Source organism: Kitasatospora purpeofusca, from assembly GCF_034043715.1.
GTDB classification, from domain to species: domain Bacteria; phylum Actinomycetota; class Actinomycetes; order Streptomycetales; family Streptomycetaceae; genus Kitasatospora; species Kitasatospora purpeofusca_A.
Map to the genome: position 1 here is coordinate 1 of NZ_JAXCLC010000110.1, position 16,415 is coordinate 16,415.

Sequence of the window (16,415 nt, forward strand, 5' to 3'; positions counted from 1 at the left end):
GGGGGGGGGGCGGCCCCCCCCCCCCCCCCCGACCGGGGTGCTCAATGGGAGCTGAGGACAGCTCGGTCGGCGCCCAGGAAGGCTTCGGTCGGGGGCAGGCCGACGGTGCGGCGAGGGGCGCCGGCGCGGGCGGTGACGACGCCGCGGACCAGCTCGCGCAGCCAGCGGTGGCCGGCGTCCTGGTCGTTGCGCGGGTGCCAGGCCATGGTCAGCACCACCTCGGGCATCTTCACCGGGAGCGGGAAGGTGCTCAGGCCGAGGGCCTCGGCCGCCCGGGTGCCGAGGCGGGCCGGGGCGAGGCCGACCAGATCGCTGTCGCGGAGCAGGAAGAGCGCGGCCGGGTAGCTCGGCACGCTGGCGACCACCCGCCGGGAGAGGCCGACCTCGGCCAGCCGCTGGTCGATCGGTCCCTGGCCGCGGCCGTTGCGGGAGACCGCGAGATGATCGGCGGTGGCGAACTCCTCGGCGGTGGGGGGTGCGCCGACGGTCAGCGGGTGTCCGGTGCGGGCGATGCCCACCAGGCCGGAGGTGGCGAGCGGTTCGGTGCGGGTCTCCGGATCGAGGTGGTCCGTCACGCCGACCTCCAGGTCGATCACGCCGTCCCGCATCGCGCTGGCGCCCTCCGGGTGGTCGCTCAGGAAGCGCAGGGTGACGGCCGGGGCCTGGGCGCGGACCGTCTCCACCAGGGTCGCGCCGATAGTGGTGAGGAGGACGTCCCCGGTCTGGAGGGTGAAGCGGCGGTTGAGGTCGGCCGGTTCGGCGGCGGCGCGCGGGACCAGCAGCGACTGGCCCCGGCTGACCAGCGCCCTGACCTCCGCCCGTAGTTCCACCGCGCGCGGCGTCGGGACCAGCCCCCGGCCGGCCCGGACCAGGAGCGGATCGCCGAGCACCCGGCGCAGCCGCCCGAGCGTGCGACTCATCGCGGGGGCCGAGGTGTGCAGCCGCTCTGCGGCGCCTGTCACGCTGCCCTCCTCCAGCAGGGCGTCCAGGGCGACAAGCAGGTTGAGATCGAGGTCCGGCATGAAGTTCTCCGCTGGTGGTCGGTCGGCTGGGTGGGGGCGGTGGGGGCGGGGATGACCAGAAGTGGAAGCAGTGCTGACCAGGGTTTCCGGGGGATGCATGACGACTGGTCATCTACCGTCGATCGTGACAACTCCCCTTTGGAGTGAAGGATCTGACGTGATGATTGACAATGACATGTTGGTGGTGGCCTGCCAAGGAGGCCGTGTGCCTACCTTTCGTCCGGCCGACGGCGCACGCCGGCCGCGTCGGCGCGGTGGGCTGCCCGGGCTTCCCGGGTGCCGCCCAGGTGACGCCCCCGCGTGACCGGTCGGCCCGGCGGCGGGGGTGCGGAAGTGGTGACGGTCGGTCCGGATCATCGGACGGTGGTACATACCAATAGACCTGCGCCGGAGCGCGCCCCGGGCTGACCGGCGGGTGTGGCGGATGGCGGTGTGCGGGTGCGGTGGTGCCGCGGGCGGTGGTGGGGACGGCTGGCGGTCGCGGTGGCGACCGGCCTCGCGTTCGAGCGAGAGTGGGAGGGTGAGTTCCTCCTCGTACGCGGAAAGGCCCCCCGGTGCCGCCCCCGGGCGGCAGGTGGCCTGTGTCTGGGTGCGGCGGAACGCCGTGGGGCCGGAGTACGGGCAACTGGTCGTGCCGGACGGCTGTGTGGACCTGGTGTGGTCGGCGGCGGGCCTGGAGGTGGTCGGCCCGGACCGCGCGCCGCGGACCGTGCCGGTGCCGGGCGGGGCCGAGCTGGCCGGGGTGCGGTTCCGGCCCGGCGCGGCCGGCCTGCTGCTGGGCGCGATGCCGGCGCGGGAGCTCTGCGACCTCCAGGTGCCGTTGGCCGACGTGGCCGGTGCGGGGGTGGCGGAGCGGCTCGGGGAACGGCTGGCGGAGCAGCGCGCGGTGGGTCTTGTGGAGCGGGACGGGGAGTCGGGTGGGAAGTGGGGCGAGGGGCGGCGCGCCCGGGTGCGGGGGCCGGCGGAGGTCGCGGCCCTGCTGGACGCCTTCGTGGCCTCGCGGGTGCCCGGGTGGACCCCGGACCGGGTGGTGGAGCGGGCGGTGGCCGCGCTGGGGCGTCCGAAGGGGGTGCGGCTGGCGGACCTGGCGGCGGAACTCGGCCTATCGGAGCGGCAGTTGCGGCGCCGGGTGACCGACGCGGTCGGCTACGGGCCGAAGACCCTGCACGCGGTGCTGCGGTTCCGGCGGGCGGTGGCCCGGGCACGGCCCTGCGATCACGGTGGAGGTGGAGGTGGATGCGGAGGCGGACGCGGAGATGGCGGTGCGGTGCCCGGATTGGCGGAGGTGGCGGCGCTGGCCGGGTACGCCGATCAGGCGCACCTCACGAGGGAGGTGCGCCGGTGGTCGGGGGTGTCGCCGACGGTTCTGCTGGGCCGGGCGGTCGCGCGGCCCGGTCAGGCGCCCCCGGGGGCGTCGTAGGCGCGGAGGGTGAGCAGTGCCTGGAGGGTGACACCGGGGCGGGCCTCGGACTCGGTGCTCGCCGACCAGCGGACCCAGTGGATCGGCCAGCCGCCGTCCGGCTGCTGCTCGGCGGCGAGGTGGTCGAGCCCGCGGGCGAGTTCGGCGGCGGTGAACCAGCGGCGGGCCAGGCTGTCCGGCCGGCGGGCGTAGTCGTGCGGGAGGTGGTACTCGCCCGGTGAATAGCCGGGGGAGATCAGGGCGTCCTCGGGCCGGGCCGGGTCGAGCAGGACGATCCGCTGCTCGCGGACCAGTGCGCCCAGGCGCGCGGCCTCCCGTCGGGCCCAGGCGGCGTCCGGGGCGGCGTCGAGGAAGCGGATCGCGGCGCCCGCCTCGTACGGGTGGGTCTCTCGGAGGTTCTCGACGGCGGTGCGGCAGTAGGCGGTGGCGGCGGTGAGCCACGGGTGGACGATGCCCCGGCGGAGCAGCGGGGCGACGATCTGGCCGGTGGACAGCAGTGCGCCGACCGGCGGTTCGCCGTCCTCGGGCACCGGCACGAACGGCGGGTGCGGGTAGGGGCGCAGGCTCGGCAGGACGACGGGCACGCCGCCGTCGGGCGCGGCGACGCCCGCCAGCCAGTCGCAGACCGCCCGGGCGCGGGCGTCGTCCAGTGCGCCGGCCTCCTCCAGGACGAGCAGCGCGCCCGGGACGGCGATGGGTTGGGCGGCGGGCCCGCGCACGTCCGGTTCGAGGCCGTAGGCGTAGCCGCCGTCGGTGGAGCGGTGGGCGTCGAGGGCGGCGAGGACGCCGGCCGGGTCGCTCTCGCCGCCGAAGAGATGGGCGAAGCGCCGCTGTTCGAGGACGCGGCCGGAGGTCCAGAGGAACCGGGCGGCGTCGTCGAGGCGGGCCCCGGTGAGGCGTGCGCTGCGGGTGCGGGTCATGACTCGACCGTAGGCGGGCCGGGGGCGGCCGTCTTGAACGTTTCGGACGCGGGCGCGGAGGTGTCGTGGGGGGGGACGGGTGCGGTGGGTGTCAGAGCTCCTTGGCGGCCGCGCGGCGCTGTCGCTTCCCGAGCGGTGCCTGGGAGAGGTCCTCGGCCTGGGAACGGAGGTTCTTGTGGCCGTAGCCGCGTTCGTCGAGCCAGGCGCGCGCCGACTGCTCCGCGCGCTCGGTGGCGTCGAGGATGTCCTCCTCGGCCTCGCCGGAGTCCTGGTAGCGGAACGTGAAGACCGCACGGGCGTTCAGGTCGTAGCTGAGGTGGCCCTCGGGGGTGAAGGCGGCGAAGAGGATGTCGTGCTCGGCGGCCTTGGACCGCAGCTCGGCGTGCTGCTCGGGGGTGAGGCCGTCGAAGACGCCGCGGACGGTAATGCGGAAGGTGCGGGTGGTCATCCGGCGAGCGTAGTTCGCGGGGTGGGGGTGGGCGAAGGGTTTTGCGCCGGGGCGGGTCGGTCAGGCCTCGTGGAGGGCAGCGTCGGCGGGCGTGGAGGTGGAGGAGGCGGCGGCGGTGGGCGCCGGGGGCGCGTCGAGGGCGGGCCAGGCGATCCGGGTGGCGCAGAGCGCGACGACCAGTGCCGAGGCCGCGACCACGCCCATGCCCCAGGCCAGGCCGGTGGCGTTGGCGACGAAGCCGATCACGGCCGGACCGGCGAGCAGTCCGGTGGTGCCGGTGGCGGCGACCAGCGCCAGGGCGTCGGACCCCTGCCGGGCGGCGGCTACGTAGACGCAGGGAGTGACGGCGGCGATGCCGAGCCCGACGCAGGCGAAGCCGATCAGGGCCGGTACCACGCCGCCGACCAGCAGGGCGAGCGCCAGGCCGAGCCCGGCCACGGTGCTGCCGACCCGGACGATCAGGCCGTCCCCGAAGCGGGTGCGCCAACCGTCGGCGAACAGCCGGGCGACGACCATCATCACCGAGATGACGGCGATGCCCAGCGGGGCCAGCTGGGGCGAGGCGTGCACGACGTTCTTCAGGTAGAGGGCGGACCAGTCGTTCATGGCGCCCTCGGTGATGGTGCCGAAGACCATCGCGACGCCCATCCAGATGGTGATCCGGGAGGGGAGCGGGATGCCGCGGCGCCTCGGCGGCGCTGCCTCGGTGGCGGAACCGGAGGCCGCTTCCGCCGTCTCGCCGTCGGCCTTCCCGTCGGCCTTCCCGTCGGCCGCGGCCGGCTGCGGCTCGTCCGCGAGCATGGCGGTCCGGGCCAGCAGGAGCAGCAGCGCGAGGACGGCGGCCGCGATCGCGAAGTGCGCGGACAGCGTGGTGGTGACGACGTTCACGCCGGAGGCGAGCAGGGCGGCCAGGCCCAGTCCGGCGCTGAAGGTGGCGTGCAGCCTGGACATCGCGGTGCGGCGGAAGCGGACCTCCAGCGCGGCGCCCTGGGCGTTCATCGCGACGTTCAGGAAGCCGACCGCGACGCCGTCCAGGGCCGCCACCAGCAGCAGGACGGGGAAGTTCGGGGCGAGGGTGAAGCCGGCCAGGACCAGGCCGAGGACGAGCGCGGAGACCGTGGCGAGGGTGCGCGAGCCGTACCGCTTCATCATCGTGGCGACGAGCGGGAAGGAGGCGGCCGCGCCGATGCCGGAGGCCATCAGCAGCAGGCCGATCCGGCCGTCGCTGAGCTCGAACCTGGTCTTCAGGGCGGGCAGACGGGACACCCAGGTCGCGTACTGGAAACCGAGGAAGCAGAACAGCGCTGCGATGGCCAGGTGCGCCCGCAGGAAGTCGTCGCGCACGCGGAGCATGTGCATCAGTCCGATTCTTGGGTGGGGGAGGGAGGGGAAACGGCGGCGCTAGGGGTGGAGGGGCATCGCCATGTAGACGGCCCGGTCGCCGTAACTCGCGGGGAGCCGTACCTCGGGGTGGGGGAGGTAGCCGAGGGGGGCCCAGAGCACTTCGCTGCCTCGGACGGCGACCAGCGAGATGGTGGCGTAGCCGCGGTCGCGGGCCGTGTCGGCGAGGAAGGTGAGCAGGCGCGGAGCCAGGCCGCGTCCGCGCAGCCGCTCGGTCACGACCAGGTCGTGGGCGTGCAGATTGGTGGAGTCGACGGGGGCCGGGGACTCCGCGCTGCCGAGATCGGGGCAGTGGCCGAGCGGGTAGGGCAGGGCGAGCAGGTAGCCGCCGAACTCGCCCTTGTGCTCGAACGCGAAGCAGTGGTCGGGGGCGGCCCGGTGGCGCGAGCGCAGGGCGTCACCGCCCTCGGAGAGGCCGCTCTCGCCGTAGGCGCGGGCCTCCAGCGGCACCACCTCGGCCCAGTCGTGCTCGGCCAGCGGGCGGACGAGGAGTTCCTCGTCGAGGCGTCCACCGTAGGGGAGTCGGGTGGTGGGGAGCTGGGTGGTGGTGGGCTGGGCGGTACGGAGCTGGGCGGTACGGAGCCGGGCGGCCGGGTGCGCGGACATCTACTGCGGTACTCCCTCGGGGCGGGGCGCGCCGTCCGGGCTGCCCGCCCGGACGCAGCTGTAAGGGAGCGGCGGGAAGCCGTTGAACCCCCGCGTGGTGTAGGCGGTGGCGTAGGCGCCGCAGGAGAGAATCCACACCGGGTCGCCCGAGGCGGCGTCCCGGGGGACGGCCACGCCGGCGCCCTCGTCGGCGTAGGCGTCGTCGCTGTCGCAGGTGGGCCCGGCGATCACGGCGGGCACGGTCACGGCGCCGGGGTGGGTGGGGAACTCCAGCCGGTAGCGCAACTCGTCCATCTCGTACAGGCCGTTGAACTTGCCGCAGCTCAGATAGAGCCAGTGCGCCCGTCCGCCGTCCAGTTGCTGACGGTCCGTCAGACGGATGACGTGGGCCCGGATCGCGCCGTGGTCGGCGACCAGGTGGCGGCCCGGCTCCAGCAGGAAGCCGAGCGGCGCCGCGGAGATCTCGCGCAGCCGCTGCATGCCCTCCCGGATGACCGTGAACATCTTGTCGACCGGCGGGTCGAGCGGTTCCCCGCGCCGGTCCAGTACGCCGAGGGCGGGCAGGCCGCCGCCGAGGTTGACGTGGTCCAGCAGGATGCCCCGCCGGTTGGCCTCCTCGACCACCGAGGCGATCGTCTCCAGGGCCTGCTGCCAGGCCTCGGAGGTGAGTTGCTGGGAGCCGACGTGCACCGAGAGGCCGGCCGGGACCAGTCCGGCGTCCCGGGCCGCCTCCAGCACCCGCACGGCGTCCGCCGGCGAGCAGCCGAACTTCCGGCTCAGGCCCCAGAGCGCCCCCTCACCGGTGGTGGCGAGACGGCAGAACACCCGTGCACCAGGCGCGTGTTCGGCGATCGCGAGGACGTCGGCCAGGCTGTCGGTGGCGAAGTCGCGTACGCCGAGCCGGTACGCCTCGGCGATCTGGCGATCGGACTTGATCGTGTTTCCGTAGTGGACCCGTTCGACCGGCACGCCGGTGCGCAGCGCCTGGACGATCTCCTGCGGCCCGGCCGCGTCGAAGCCGGAGCCCCGGGCGGCCAGGCAGTCGAGCACCTCGTCCACCGGACAGGCCTTCATCGCGAACCGGATGTCGACGTCCGGCAGTTCGCGCAGCAGGGCGTCGTACTGGGACTCGATGCCGTCGAGGTCGTAGACGATCCGGTCGTCCTCGGTGGCGGCCAGGGCGGTGCGCAGGCGTCCGTGGTCAGGCATGGGCTGCGCTCCGGCCGGTGGTGGGTTGGTCGGGTCTTCCGGGCGTGGTCGTGTTCGTGCTCGTGGGGGTGGCTGCGGCGGTGGGCGCGGGCGCGGGCGCGAGGAGGCCGGTGTCCGACGGCGTCGGCGGGACGGTCCGGGCGGCGGCGACCAGCGGGCGCCAGGCGTCGACGAGCAGGGCGAACGCCTCGATGTCGGCCTGCGCCTCGTCCAGCAGGCGTTCCCGCCGCGGCAGCAGATGATCGGCGAAGTCGGCGTAGCGCCCGCCGAGCCCGCGGTAGGCGCGGTCGAGAACGGCCAGCCGCCGGTGGTTCTCCGCCCGGTCCTCGCCCGCGGCGAGGCGGGCGAACCCGGCCACGGCCGCCGGCCGCACGTGGTGGTGCTCGTCCAGCAGCGCCCCGCCGGCCGACTCCAGCGCGGCGTACACCGGGTGGAGGTACAGCATCGAGAGCAGGAACTTGGTGAACCGCAGCTGGTAGGCGAGGAATCCGGCGTCGGTGCGCCGCTCCGGGGTGTAGTGGTTGACGATGTTGCGGTTGTGGGTGACGCCGGGCAGCCCGGCGTTGAGCACCAGGTGGTGCAGGAAGTAGTCGCTGCCGATGGTGTCGGTCGCCGGCGGCAGCGGCACCCGCTCGTACAACTCGCGGTCCAGCGCGATGTTGGACATGTCGATCCGCCAGATGTCGGGCAGGTCGAGCACGGCACGGTCGTGGGTGAACGGGTCGGTGCCGTTGCCGACGAACGAGTCCGCGACCAGCTCGCGCCGCTGTTCGGCGGTGGAACCGGTGGCCGCCCACAGGCCCACGACCTCCTCGTAGGCCGCCGGGTCCAGTGCCCGGACCTCCCCGAGGTCGACCGAGAGTTCGCCGATGAAGGAGCTGCCGACCAGGGCGACCGGCTTTCCCGCGTGCGCCGGGTCGAGGGTGTGGTGGGTGACACCGGACGCGGCGTCGGCGGCGCGCCGGCCGATCGAGCGCAGCTCGTGGTGGATCGGGAACACCGGTTCGCCGTCCAGCTCCTGGTAAGTGCTGTCGGAGTCGCGGCGGTGCAGCGAGGTGCAGCCGAGCGCGGCGGCGAACAGGAACGCCCGGTTGGTGCAGGCGCCGTAGGAGACGGTGTCCGGCAGCATCAGGTCGAGCAGCCGGTCGGCACCGGCCGCCGCGGACAGGGCCGGGGTCGAGGCGAGGGCCGGGGTTGCGGCGAGGGCCTGGTCGATCACGGTTCGGAGGAAGGCGCGCTGCTGTTCCTCGTCGAGGTGGTGGACGAGGAGGCCGGGGACGGCGGGGAGGTCGGCGACGGCCTTCTCGTGTCCGGCGCGGGTCGCGGCGTCGGCCGAGTCGAGGATCAGCAGGTGCACCCGGACGCCGAACTCGCGGGCGGCCCAGGCGGCTTCGGCGCCGATGTCGGCGATGGCGGGGGCGCAGGCCCGGTTGGTGGGCAGGGCGAGACAGATGCCGGGTGCGGCGATGTCCACGGTCATGCCTCGTCCTTCCCGGGGTCGGGGCTCGTATCAGCGGTGTTGGGGCCGGCGTCAGGGCGGGGGTCGAGGCCGGCGTCGGGGCGGGGGGCGGGGCCGGCGTCTGCCTCTGCGTCGGCGGTGTGCCAGGACTCCAGGCCGAGCAGCCTGGCGCCGAGGCCGGTGAGTTCGGCCGCGCCGTAGCGCAGCGACTCGTGCCGGCCGTGGTCGCCCACCAGGGTGCGGTTCCAGGTCGGGGTGGAGCGGTCGCGCCAGGAGCCGATGCGCGACTCGCGGAGTTCCGTGTGCTCCTCCAGCGCCGGCATCATCGACAGGTACTGCACGGAGCGCACGCCGTTCGCCGAGGTGTTGGCGGCCACGCCGTGCGCCAGCATGCCGTTCCAGATCAGCAGGTCCCCGGCCTTCAACTCGGGCCGGACGACGGGGAACTCGGTGCGGTCGACGGCCGGACGGATCGGGTCGCGGTCGGCCGGCTGGGCGGCCTGCCAGGAGTTGAACCGGCGGAACAGCTCGGGGTCGCACTGGAAGCCGCCGTGGTCCGGCGCGGTGTCGTTGAGCGCGATGATGCCCTGCACGCGCTGGGGGAGTATCCCGGCGGTGGTGTCGACGTCCCAGTGCAGCTCGATGTCGAAGCCCTTGTCGGTGGGCTCGATCAGCGCGCGGTCGCGGTTCTTGACGTTCGGCGGATTGAGGTTGAGCCGGTCGAGGGTGACCCAGAGCTCCTCGCAGTCCCAGACGTCGACGAAGGCGTCGTAGACCCGGCGGGCCTGTCGGCTGTCCCACATCAGCTGGTGCTGGTAGGCCTCGACGAAGCCGTAGATGTACAGGTGCTGGTCCAGCTCGTCCCGGAAGTCCCGCTCCTCGTACCAGGTTTCGGGTCGCTCGGGGTCGAGCCCCTGGAACGACCAGGCGAAGTCGAGCAGCCTGCGCGCGGCCTCGGGGGCGATCGCCTCCGGCACGACGACGTAGCCGTACGTCTGCCAGAAGGCGAACTGCTCCTCCGACAGCACGCGCAACGGGCGCTGCTTCTCAATGTCCCTCAGTGCGGTGGCGGCGAGGTAGGCCTCGCCGTCGTTGCTGAAGTACGGGCGCTCCGAAGCGGCTCGATACAGGTACCCGTCGGGCTTCGGCATCACGTCACTCCAAGGTCGGGTCGGGGCGTCGGATCGGTGGCGGTCGTGTGCCCGGGCGAGGGAGGGGGCGGGGTCGCGGGTACGGGTCGTCGGGCGGGCGCGGAGAAGGGCGCGGCTCAGCACGCGGCGAAGGGGACGGCGGAGGAGACAGGGGAGGAAACGGCGGCGGAAACGGGGAGGGCGAGGGGGCCCTGACGGGGAGTGAGGAGGCGGCTGGTTTGCTCGTCGGACAAGGAGTGCCGACAGCTGTTCCGGCCTCGTCAAACGCGTGTGACCCTACGGTGGACTAGACCAACTTCCGGTGTCAACCCTCGTCCCCGCGGCCCCGGGAGACGCTCCGTCGGTCGCCGGACGACCGGGTGTGACCTGCGAGGAAGCCGGGGATCCGGCGGGTCACGGCCGGTCGGCGCGGCGGTCCGGCGGACCGGCTCGCCGTTGCCCCCTCAGGCAGTCGCCGCTGCCCGAAGGGGCTGGTGGCCGGCGGCGTTGTGGGGTTGGCGCGGTCCCGGGCGGGCGCTCGTGCCGGTGTCGGTGCGGAAACGGGGCGGGGCCTGCGGGGAGGCTGTGGAGGGTGTGAGGGGTGTGGCGGAGGCGACCGCCCGGAGGGGCACCGTTACTGCTCGCGTGGTGCCGGGCGGGCGGTGCGTCCGGGCCCGGCGCCCGGGAGCCAGGTGAGCGGCAGGGTGCGCGGCAGGGCGGTCTAGACCTCACGGTGGCGGAGGGAACGCCAGGGCGCGTCGTTGTTCCTGGATCGGCCATAGGTTCGCTCTATGAGCTCATAGATCGGCACCGCCTACAGTGGCAAGGTCCGGCGGGGTTGGGTGGACGTGGGTCACCCTCGCCCGTCCGCCCCACCGGGCACTGTGCCGCCCTGCCGGGCACGGTGCCGCTCGACACCCGCTGTGCCGCTCGACCCGCTCTGCCGCTCGACCCCGTCCTGTCCGTCCCCGTCCGGAGGATCGCCCCGAGATGACCCGCCCGATCCGTGTCGCGATCGTCGGCGCCGGCCCCGCCGGTATATACGCCGCCGACGCCCTGCTGAAGTCCGACGCCGCCCAGCAGCCCGGGGTCTCCATCGACCTCTTCGAGCGGATGCCCGCGCCGTTCGGTCTGATCCGGTACGGTGTGGCGCCCGACCACCCGCGGATCAAGGGCATCGTCACCGCCCTCCACAAGGTGCTGGACAAGCCGGAGGTCCGGCTGTTCGGCAACGTCGACTACCCCGACGACCTCGCCCTGGACGACCTGCACCGGTTCTACGACGCCGTGGTCTTCTCCACCGGCGCGATGGCCGACCGCGCGCTCGACGTCCCCGGCATCGGCCTCGACGGCTCCTACGGCGCCGCCGACTTCGTCTCCTGGTACGACGGCCACCCCGACGTCCCGCGCACCTGGCCGCTGGAGGCTGAGAAGGTCGCCGTGCTCGGCGCCGGAAACGTCGCCCTGGACGTGGCCCGCATCCTCGCCAAGACCGCCGACGAGCTCCTGCCCACCGAGATCCCGCCGAACGTGTACGAGGGCCTCAAGCGCAACCGGGCCCAGGAAGTGCACGTCTTCGCCCGCCGCGGTCCCGCCCAGGCCAAGTTCAGCCCGATGGAGCTGCGCGAGCTCGACCACTCGCCCAACATCGAGGTGATCGTCGCTCCCGAGGACATCGACTACGACGAGGGCTCGATCGCCGAGCGGCGCGCCGCCAAGCACGTCGACATGGTCGCCTCGACCATCGAGAACTGGGCCATCCGGGACGTCGGCGACCGCCCGCACCGCCTCTACCTGCACTTCTTCGAGTCCCCGGTGGAGGTGCTCGGCGAGGACGGCAAGGTCAGCGGGCTGCGCACCGAGCGCACCGAACTCGACGGCACCGGCAATGTCCGCGGCACCGGGGAGTTCACCGACTGGGACGTCCGCTCGATCTACCGGGCGATCGGGTACTACTCGGACGAGCTGCCCAAGCTGCCGTTCGACCCGGTCTCCGGCACCGTGCCGAACGCGGCCGGCCGGGTGCTCGCCGCCGACGGGTCGCACCAGGACGCGCTGTACGTGACCGGCTGGATCAAGCGCGGGCCGGTCGGCCTGATCGGGCACACCAAGGGCGACGCCAACGAGACCGTCGCCTGCCTGCTCGCCGACCGGGCCGAGGGGCGACTGCCGGGCGCCGTCGAGCCCGACCCGGAGGCGGTCCCGGCGTACCTGCGGGAGCGCGGGGTGCGGTTCACCACCTGGCAGGGCTGGTACGAACTCGACGCCCAAGAGCGCGCGTTGGGCTCGGCCGAGGGGCGGGAGCGGGTCAAGGTGGTGGAGCGGGAGGACATGCTCCGGCACAGCGGGGCGTAGTCCTGAGCGGGGTCGGCCCCCGCTCGGAGTCGGAGCGAGCCCCGCCCCGGCCCGTCGAGGGTGGACAACGGTCCCGGCGAGGGGCCGGGGCGGTGTCGGCCTACTTGGGCATCTCGTTCCAGAGCTGGTCGGCGCTCTTGCCGGTGACCTGGACCCAGATCTGGCCGGCGCCGTAGTCCCTGGTGTTCAGCAGGTACGCCAGGTCGGGCCGCCGGTAGGTCTTCGCGACGTAGTCGATGAACCGGGCGGTGGCGCTGTAACCGCTGTCGTACCGGTCGCCCGGGGCGAGCGGATGCACGGTGCCGGGCTGGAAGTTGTAGTAGCGCACCCAGTCCGCCAGCCCCTCCTCCAGCCACCACGGGCGGCCCGGGTGCCCGAAGAACGCCACGTGCGCGGCCTCGTGCAGCAGGAAGCCGGTGTCGTTCCGGTTGTTGCGGGTGTAGTCGACGCTCGCGTGGATCTCGGGCACGGCGCCGGGCCGCGCCTCGGCGGGGTGGTCGGTGATCTGCGGGTCGAGGACGATCCGGAACCGCGGGGCGGGGGTCCACGCGCCCTTGATGGCCAGGTTGGAGATCGTCGAGTAGTAGTCCGCGATGGTCTGCTTCTGCTGCTCGAGCCACGGGCCGAGGTCCGGGGCCCGCGAGTAGTCCAGGTCGATGACCGGGCGGCCGGGGGTCGGCGGGGTGGTGCCGCTGGTCCGGTCGAGGTTCCAGTTCTGCGCCGGGTCACCGGTGTTGCAGCCGGCCACCTTCGCGTTCAGGTCGGCGCCGCGGGCGAGGCAGAGACTCGGGTCCGAGACGTTGCGCAGCAGCCAGCCCCGGCCGTCGCCCAGCGAAGTGTTCTGCAGGCTCCACCGCTGGTTGTCCGCGGCCACGTAGTTCCAGGCGCCGACGGTGTTCCGGCCCATGTCGCGGTCGATCGCGTTGTTGGTGCCCGGCACCTTGACCGACCAGGTGCCGGCGCCCTCGTCCCTGATCGTCCAGATCTGCTGCGCGGATGCCTCGTTCCAGTCGCGGACCACCACGTTGGACCCGCTGTCACGGCTGTCCCACTGGAGGGCGCCGCCCGCCTTGCTGGAGACGCGGTAGTCGGCGCCGCTGACCGGCAGCGGCAGGTCGGTCGTGCTCGCGCTCGCGGTCCCGGCCCCCAGGGCCGTTCCTGACACCGCGGTCGCGGCGACCAGGACCGCGGCGGCGGCCGTACGACGGTTGATCATGTCGGGTTCCCCTCTCGGCCGGATCCCCGGTGGATCCCGCCTCCCGTCATGTCACCGCGCCGCCGTACACGGTGGGTTGACGGACCGTCGACGGACGCGTCGGCGGGGGCGGCGCCGTACGGCCGACGCGACGCCCTCCCGACCTCCGACCTCCGACTTCCGACTCCCGACTCGCGCGCCGGGCCGTTGTGCCCTGTCCTCGGTCCTCGGTCCTCAGTCCTCGGTGGGCGGGGGCGGGGCGAGGACGACCGGCCAGGCGTCCTCCCAGGCGATCACCTGCTCCAGCGCGAGCCCGGGGCGGGCGTTGAACACGGCCGTCGCGGTGCCGGCCCGGGCGTAGAGGGCCGGGTCGACCGCGGCCTCCGCGTGCAGGACCAGGGCCGCCTCGGGGACGGCGGCCGAACGCTCCGGGAACGCCGCCGGGTCCGCGCCGATCTGCTCCAGCGTGAACGGGTACGCGGCCACCGCGACGGTCAGGCGGTCCCCGTCCAGGGCGTGCTCCGCCCAGCCGTCGGTGGGGAGGAGGAAGAACGCGCCGTCCCCCTCGTGCCCGTACCAGCTCAGCTTGGCGACGGCGCGCTCGCCGGGCGGGCCGTCCGGATCGACGAGCAGCGCCACCACGGGCGCGTCCGGGTCGTCGGGGTTGATGCCGTTACGGACGTAGAGCCGGGCCACGGGCGACCTCCGGTCGGGGGGTGGGTGGGAGTGTACGTGGGGGTGCGTGGGCGAATGCCGGCCGGGGAGGCCGGTGGGTGACCGCCCCGGATCGTTGTCATGGACGCGACTTTAATAGGCGAGTCGCGTGAACGACAGGAGAACCGTGCGCTCCGGTTCGCGCCGGATTGTCTGCTATGGGGTGGGCTCGCGCTTGCGCCCGGTCCGCTGTCCGTCGTGCTGTCCGGCCCCCTGCTCGTCCTGCTGTCCGTCGTGCTGTCCGTCCTGCTGTCCGGCTCGCTGTTCGGCCCGTCGTGGTCCGCCGTCGCGACGGCGTGCCTCGACGAGGTGGCGGGTCAGGGCGAGGGTGGTGAGCACGGCGAGGAGGGTACAGACGCCCGGCCAGCCCGCCAGTGCGTGGGCGCGCAGGCCGAGCCAGGAGCCGATGCTCCCGCCGAGGTAACCGAACGTCATGTAGGCGGTGTTGAGGCGGCTGCGGGCGTCGGCCCGGAGCTCGTAGACCCGCGTCTTGTTGGCGATCATGCCGGACTGCATCGAGACGTCCAGCAGCAGCGTACCGGCTACCAGGACGGCCAGGCCCGCCGCGCCGCCCCCGCCCCCGGCCGCCAGGACCGCCGCCGAGGCGAGGGCGCCGAGCAGTCCGGCCAGGTTCACGGGGTCGGCGCCCCGGCGGTCCACCACCCGTCCGGCGAACGGCGTGCAGACCATCGTCGCCGCCCCGACCAGCGCGATCAGCCCGACCGTCTGCGCGCCGAACCCGTACTCGGGCCCGGTGAGCAGCAGCGGCAGGCAGGTCCAGACGGCGCAGAACCCGCCGAAGACCATGGCCTGGTAGAAGCCCGAGCGGCGCAACTCCGGTTCGTCGCGCAGCAGTCGGAGCGGTTCGACCAGCAGCGACCCGTACGGCGGCCGGACGGCCGGGGCGACGGCGGTGACGTCCGGCAGGGCGCGGGTCAGGACGGCCGCGAGTACCAGCGTCAGCACCCCCGCCGCCAGGTACGGGGCGCGCCAGCCCAGGTACTCGCCGAGCGTGCCGCTGAACGTCCGCGCCAGCAGCATGCCGCCGGTGGCCCCGCTCAGCAGGGTGCCCATCACCGCCCCGCGCCGGTCGGCGGGCACCAGCCCGGCCGCCATCGGCGACACCACCTGGGCGGCGACCGTGGTGGTCCCGACGGCGACGCTCGCCGCCAGCAGTACGGGCAGTGTGGGCGCGCACCCGGCCGCCAGCAGTTCGACGCCGGTGAGCCCGAGCAGGGTGGTCAGCAGTCGGCGGTTGGGTATTCGGTCGCCCAGCGGCACGATGAGGAAGATCCCGATGGAGTAACCGATCTGAGTGAACGTCACCGCCAGCGCGGCGGAACTCTCGGAAGTGTCCAGGCCGGCGGCGATCAGCGGGGTGATCGCCTGCGGGAAGTAGATCGTGCCCACGCCGACGGCGCAGGTGACGGTGAGCAGCAGGAGCAGGCGGCGAGTCATACCCGGAGGTTGGCCCGGCGGCGCGCCGTTGCCAATCGATGTAGCGTGGCGCTTCATGGTCATCACCTTCGAGCTGGGCGTCGAGGACCTCGCGGACACCCGGTTCGCCCTCTCGCCGCTGAACGAGACCGTGCTCAGCCTGCGCGTCCTGCGCGAACCGGGCCTGTCGGCGCTGCACCTGCCCTGGCGGCGGTCAGTGCTCCGGTCGCTCGGTGAACTCGACGGCTTCGACAGCGGGTTGCTGCTCTCCCTGGTCGCCTCGCGGCGGACCGTGCCGGACTTCCTCACCCCCCGCCCGGAGACCTTCGCGCCGACCTTCGAGGAGGAGTTGGCCGTCGTCCGCCGCACCGCCCTCGCGGTGGTCCGGCGCGACCTGCTGGACACCCACCTCCCCGACCCGCCGCCCGAACCCCTGAGCACCGCCCTCGACCGCGCCCTCGACCGCGCCGGCGACGCGGCCGTCCGCCGGCTGCGCGACGCGCTGTGCGAACTCCTGCGGCGCTACTGGGAGATCGCGGTGCGGCCGGAGTGGCCGGGGATGCGGCTGCTGCTGGAGGCCGACATGACCTACCGCGCCCGCCGGCTCGCCCTCGGCGGCGCCCGCCTGCTCTTCGCCGACATGCACCCCTCGCTGCGCTGGCACCGGGGAGTCCTGCACATCGCCGACATGATCGGCCGGCACCATGTCCTCGCCTCCGGACGGGGGTTGCTGCTCCTGCCGTCCGTGTTCGCCCACAAGCCGGCGCCACCGCTCAGCCCGGACGGCGCGCCCTCGCTGGCGTACCCCTGCCGGGGCGTCGCGACCCTCTGGTCCGGCCCGCCCGTCGTCGAGGCACGGGCGCTCACCGCGCTGGTCGGCGCGGCCAAGGCGCGGCTGCTCACCATGCTGGACGAGCCGCTGGCCACCGTCGAACTCGCGCGCCGGCTGCGGGTCACGCCGAGTGCCGTCTCGCAGCACCTGCGGGTGCTGCACGCCAACGGCCTGGTCGCCCGGGCCCGGGACGGGCGGCAGGTGCTCTACCGGCGGACGTCGCTGGGGGACCGGCTGGGGGGTGGGGTGGGAGAGTAGGCGGTCGGT

At 73.8% G+C, this 16,415-nt stretch carries 14 protein-coding genes; 3 read left to right on the top strand and 11 right to left on the bottom strand.

Features of this window, described 5'->3' with window-relative positions; all coding sequences use genetic code 11:
* Positions 1-41: 41 nt before the first annotated feature.
* Positions 42-1,022 (bottom strand): LysR family transcriptional regulator, encoded by a 981-nt coding sequence (locus tag SM793_RS34340; protein WP_320442252.1) that lies wholly within the window; start codon positions 1,020-1,022, stop codon positions 42-44.
* A 520-nt stretch (positions 1,023-1,542) separates the two neighbouring features.
* Between SM793_RS34340 and SM793_RS34345 the strand changes: the two genes are divergently transcribed.
* On the top strand, positions 1,543-2,442 hold the full coding sequence (locus SM793_RS34345; protein WP_320442253.1) for an AraC family transcriptional regulator: 900 nt from the start codon (positions 1,543-1,545) through the stop codon (positions 2,440-2,442).
* Here the strand turns inward: SM793_RS34345 and SM793_RS34350 are convergent.
* From SM793_RS34350 to SM793_RS34380, 7 genes are all read right to left on the bottom strand, one after another.
* Positions 2,418-3,362 carry a hypothetical protein gene (locus tag SM793_RS34350; protein ID WP_320442254.1) on the bottom strand — a complete coding sequence of 315 codons (945 nt, stop codon included), beginning with the start codon at positions 3,360-3,362 and terminating at the stop codon, positions 2,418-2,420. The genes SM793_RS34345 and SM793_RS34350 overlap by 25 nt on opposite strands.
* 91 nt (positions 3,363-3,453) lie before the next feature.
* On the bottom strand, positions 3,454-3,810 hold the full coding sequence (locus SM793_RS34355) for a DUF6204 family protein (protein WP_320442255.1): 357 nt from the start codon (positions 3,808-3,810) through the stop codon (positions 3,454-3,456).
* Between the two features lie 60 nt (positions 3,811-3,870).
* Positions 3,871-5,163 carry an MFS transporter gene (locus tag SM793_RS34360; RefSeq protein ID WP_320442265.1) on the bottom strand — a complete coding sequence of 431 codons (1,293 nt, stop codon included), beginning with the start codon at positions 5,161-5,163 and terminating at the stop codon, positions 3,871-3,873.
* 48 nt (positions 5,164-5,211) lie between these two features.
* The gene (locus tag SM793_RS34365) at positions 5,212-5,817 is read right to left on the bottom strand and encodes a GNAT family N-acetyltransferase (RefSeq protein WP_320442256.1); all 606 of its coding nucleotides are present in this window, start codon (positions 5,815-5,817) and stop codon (positions 5,212-5,214) included.
* Complete coding sequence (locus SM793_RS34370; RefSeq protein ID WP_320442257.1) at positions 5,818-7,026, bottom strand: type III PLP-dependent enzyme; 1,209 nt, start codon at positions 7,024-7,026, stop codon at positions 5,818-5,820. It lies immediately after the preceding gene.
* Positions 7,019-8,506, bottom strand: coding sequence for a DUF6271 family protein (locus tag SM793_RS34375; protein WP_320442258.1), 1,488 nt, complete (start codon positions 8,504-8,506; stop codon positions 7,019-7,021). The genes SM793_RS34370 and SM793_RS34375 overlap by 8 nt, the downstream gene beginning before the upstream one ends.
* On the bottom strand, positions 8,503-9,636 hold the full coding sequence (locus tag SM793_RS34380) for a phytanoyl-CoA dioxygenase family protein (protein ID WP_320442259.1): 1,134 nt from the start codon (positions 9,634-9,636) through the stop codon (positions 8,503-8,505). Before SM793_RS34380 ends, SM793_RS34375 begins: the two co-directional genes overlap by 4 nt.
* Positions 9,637-10,605: 969 nt before the next feature.
* Here SM793_RS34380 and SM793_RS34385 point away from each other — a divergent pair.
* Positions 10,606-11,970 (top strand): FAD-dependent oxidoreductase, encoded by a 1,365-nt coding sequence (locus SM793_RS34385; RefSeq protein ID WP_320442260.1) that lies wholly within the window; start codon positions 10,606-10,608, stop codon positions 11,968-11,970.
* 100 nt (positions 11,971-12,070) lie between these two features.
* Here SM793_RS34385 and SM793_RS34390 read toward each other — a convergent pair whose 3' ends face one another.
* The 3 genes from SM793_RS34390 to SM793_RS34400 form a co-directional block, all read right to left on the bottom strand.
* Positions 12,071-13,186, bottom strand: coding sequence for a basic secretory protein-like protein (locus tag SM793_RS34390; RefSeq protein WP_320442261.1), 1,116 nt, complete (start codon positions 13,184-13,186; stop codon positions 12,071-12,073).
* A gap of 213 nt (positions 13,187-13,399) precedes the next feature.
* Positions 13,400-13,861, bottom strand: a complete 462-nt coding sequence (locus tag SM793_RS34395) for a hypothetical protein (protein ID WP_320442262.1) — start codon at positions 13,859-13,861, stop codon at positions 13,400-13,402.
* Positions 13,862-14,035: 174 nt separating this feature from the next.
* Positions 14,036-15,337 carry an MFS transporter gene (locus tag SM793_RS34400; protein ID WP_320442263.1) on the bottom strand — a complete coding sequence of 434 codons (1,302 nt, stop codon included), beginning with the start codon at positions 15,335-15,337 and terminating at the stop codon, positions 14,036-14,038.
* A gap of 55 nt (positions 15,338-15,392) precedes the next feature.
* Here SM793_RS34400 and SM793_RS34405 point away from each other — a divergent pair, with 55 nt between their 5' ends.
* Complete coding sequence (locus tag SM793_RS34405; RefSeq protein WP_320442264.1) at positions 15,393-16,406, top strand: ArsR/SmtB family transcription factor; 1,014 nt, start codon at positions 15,393-15,395, stop codon at positions 16,404-16,406.
* Positions 16,407-16,415: the final 9 nt, after the last annotated feature.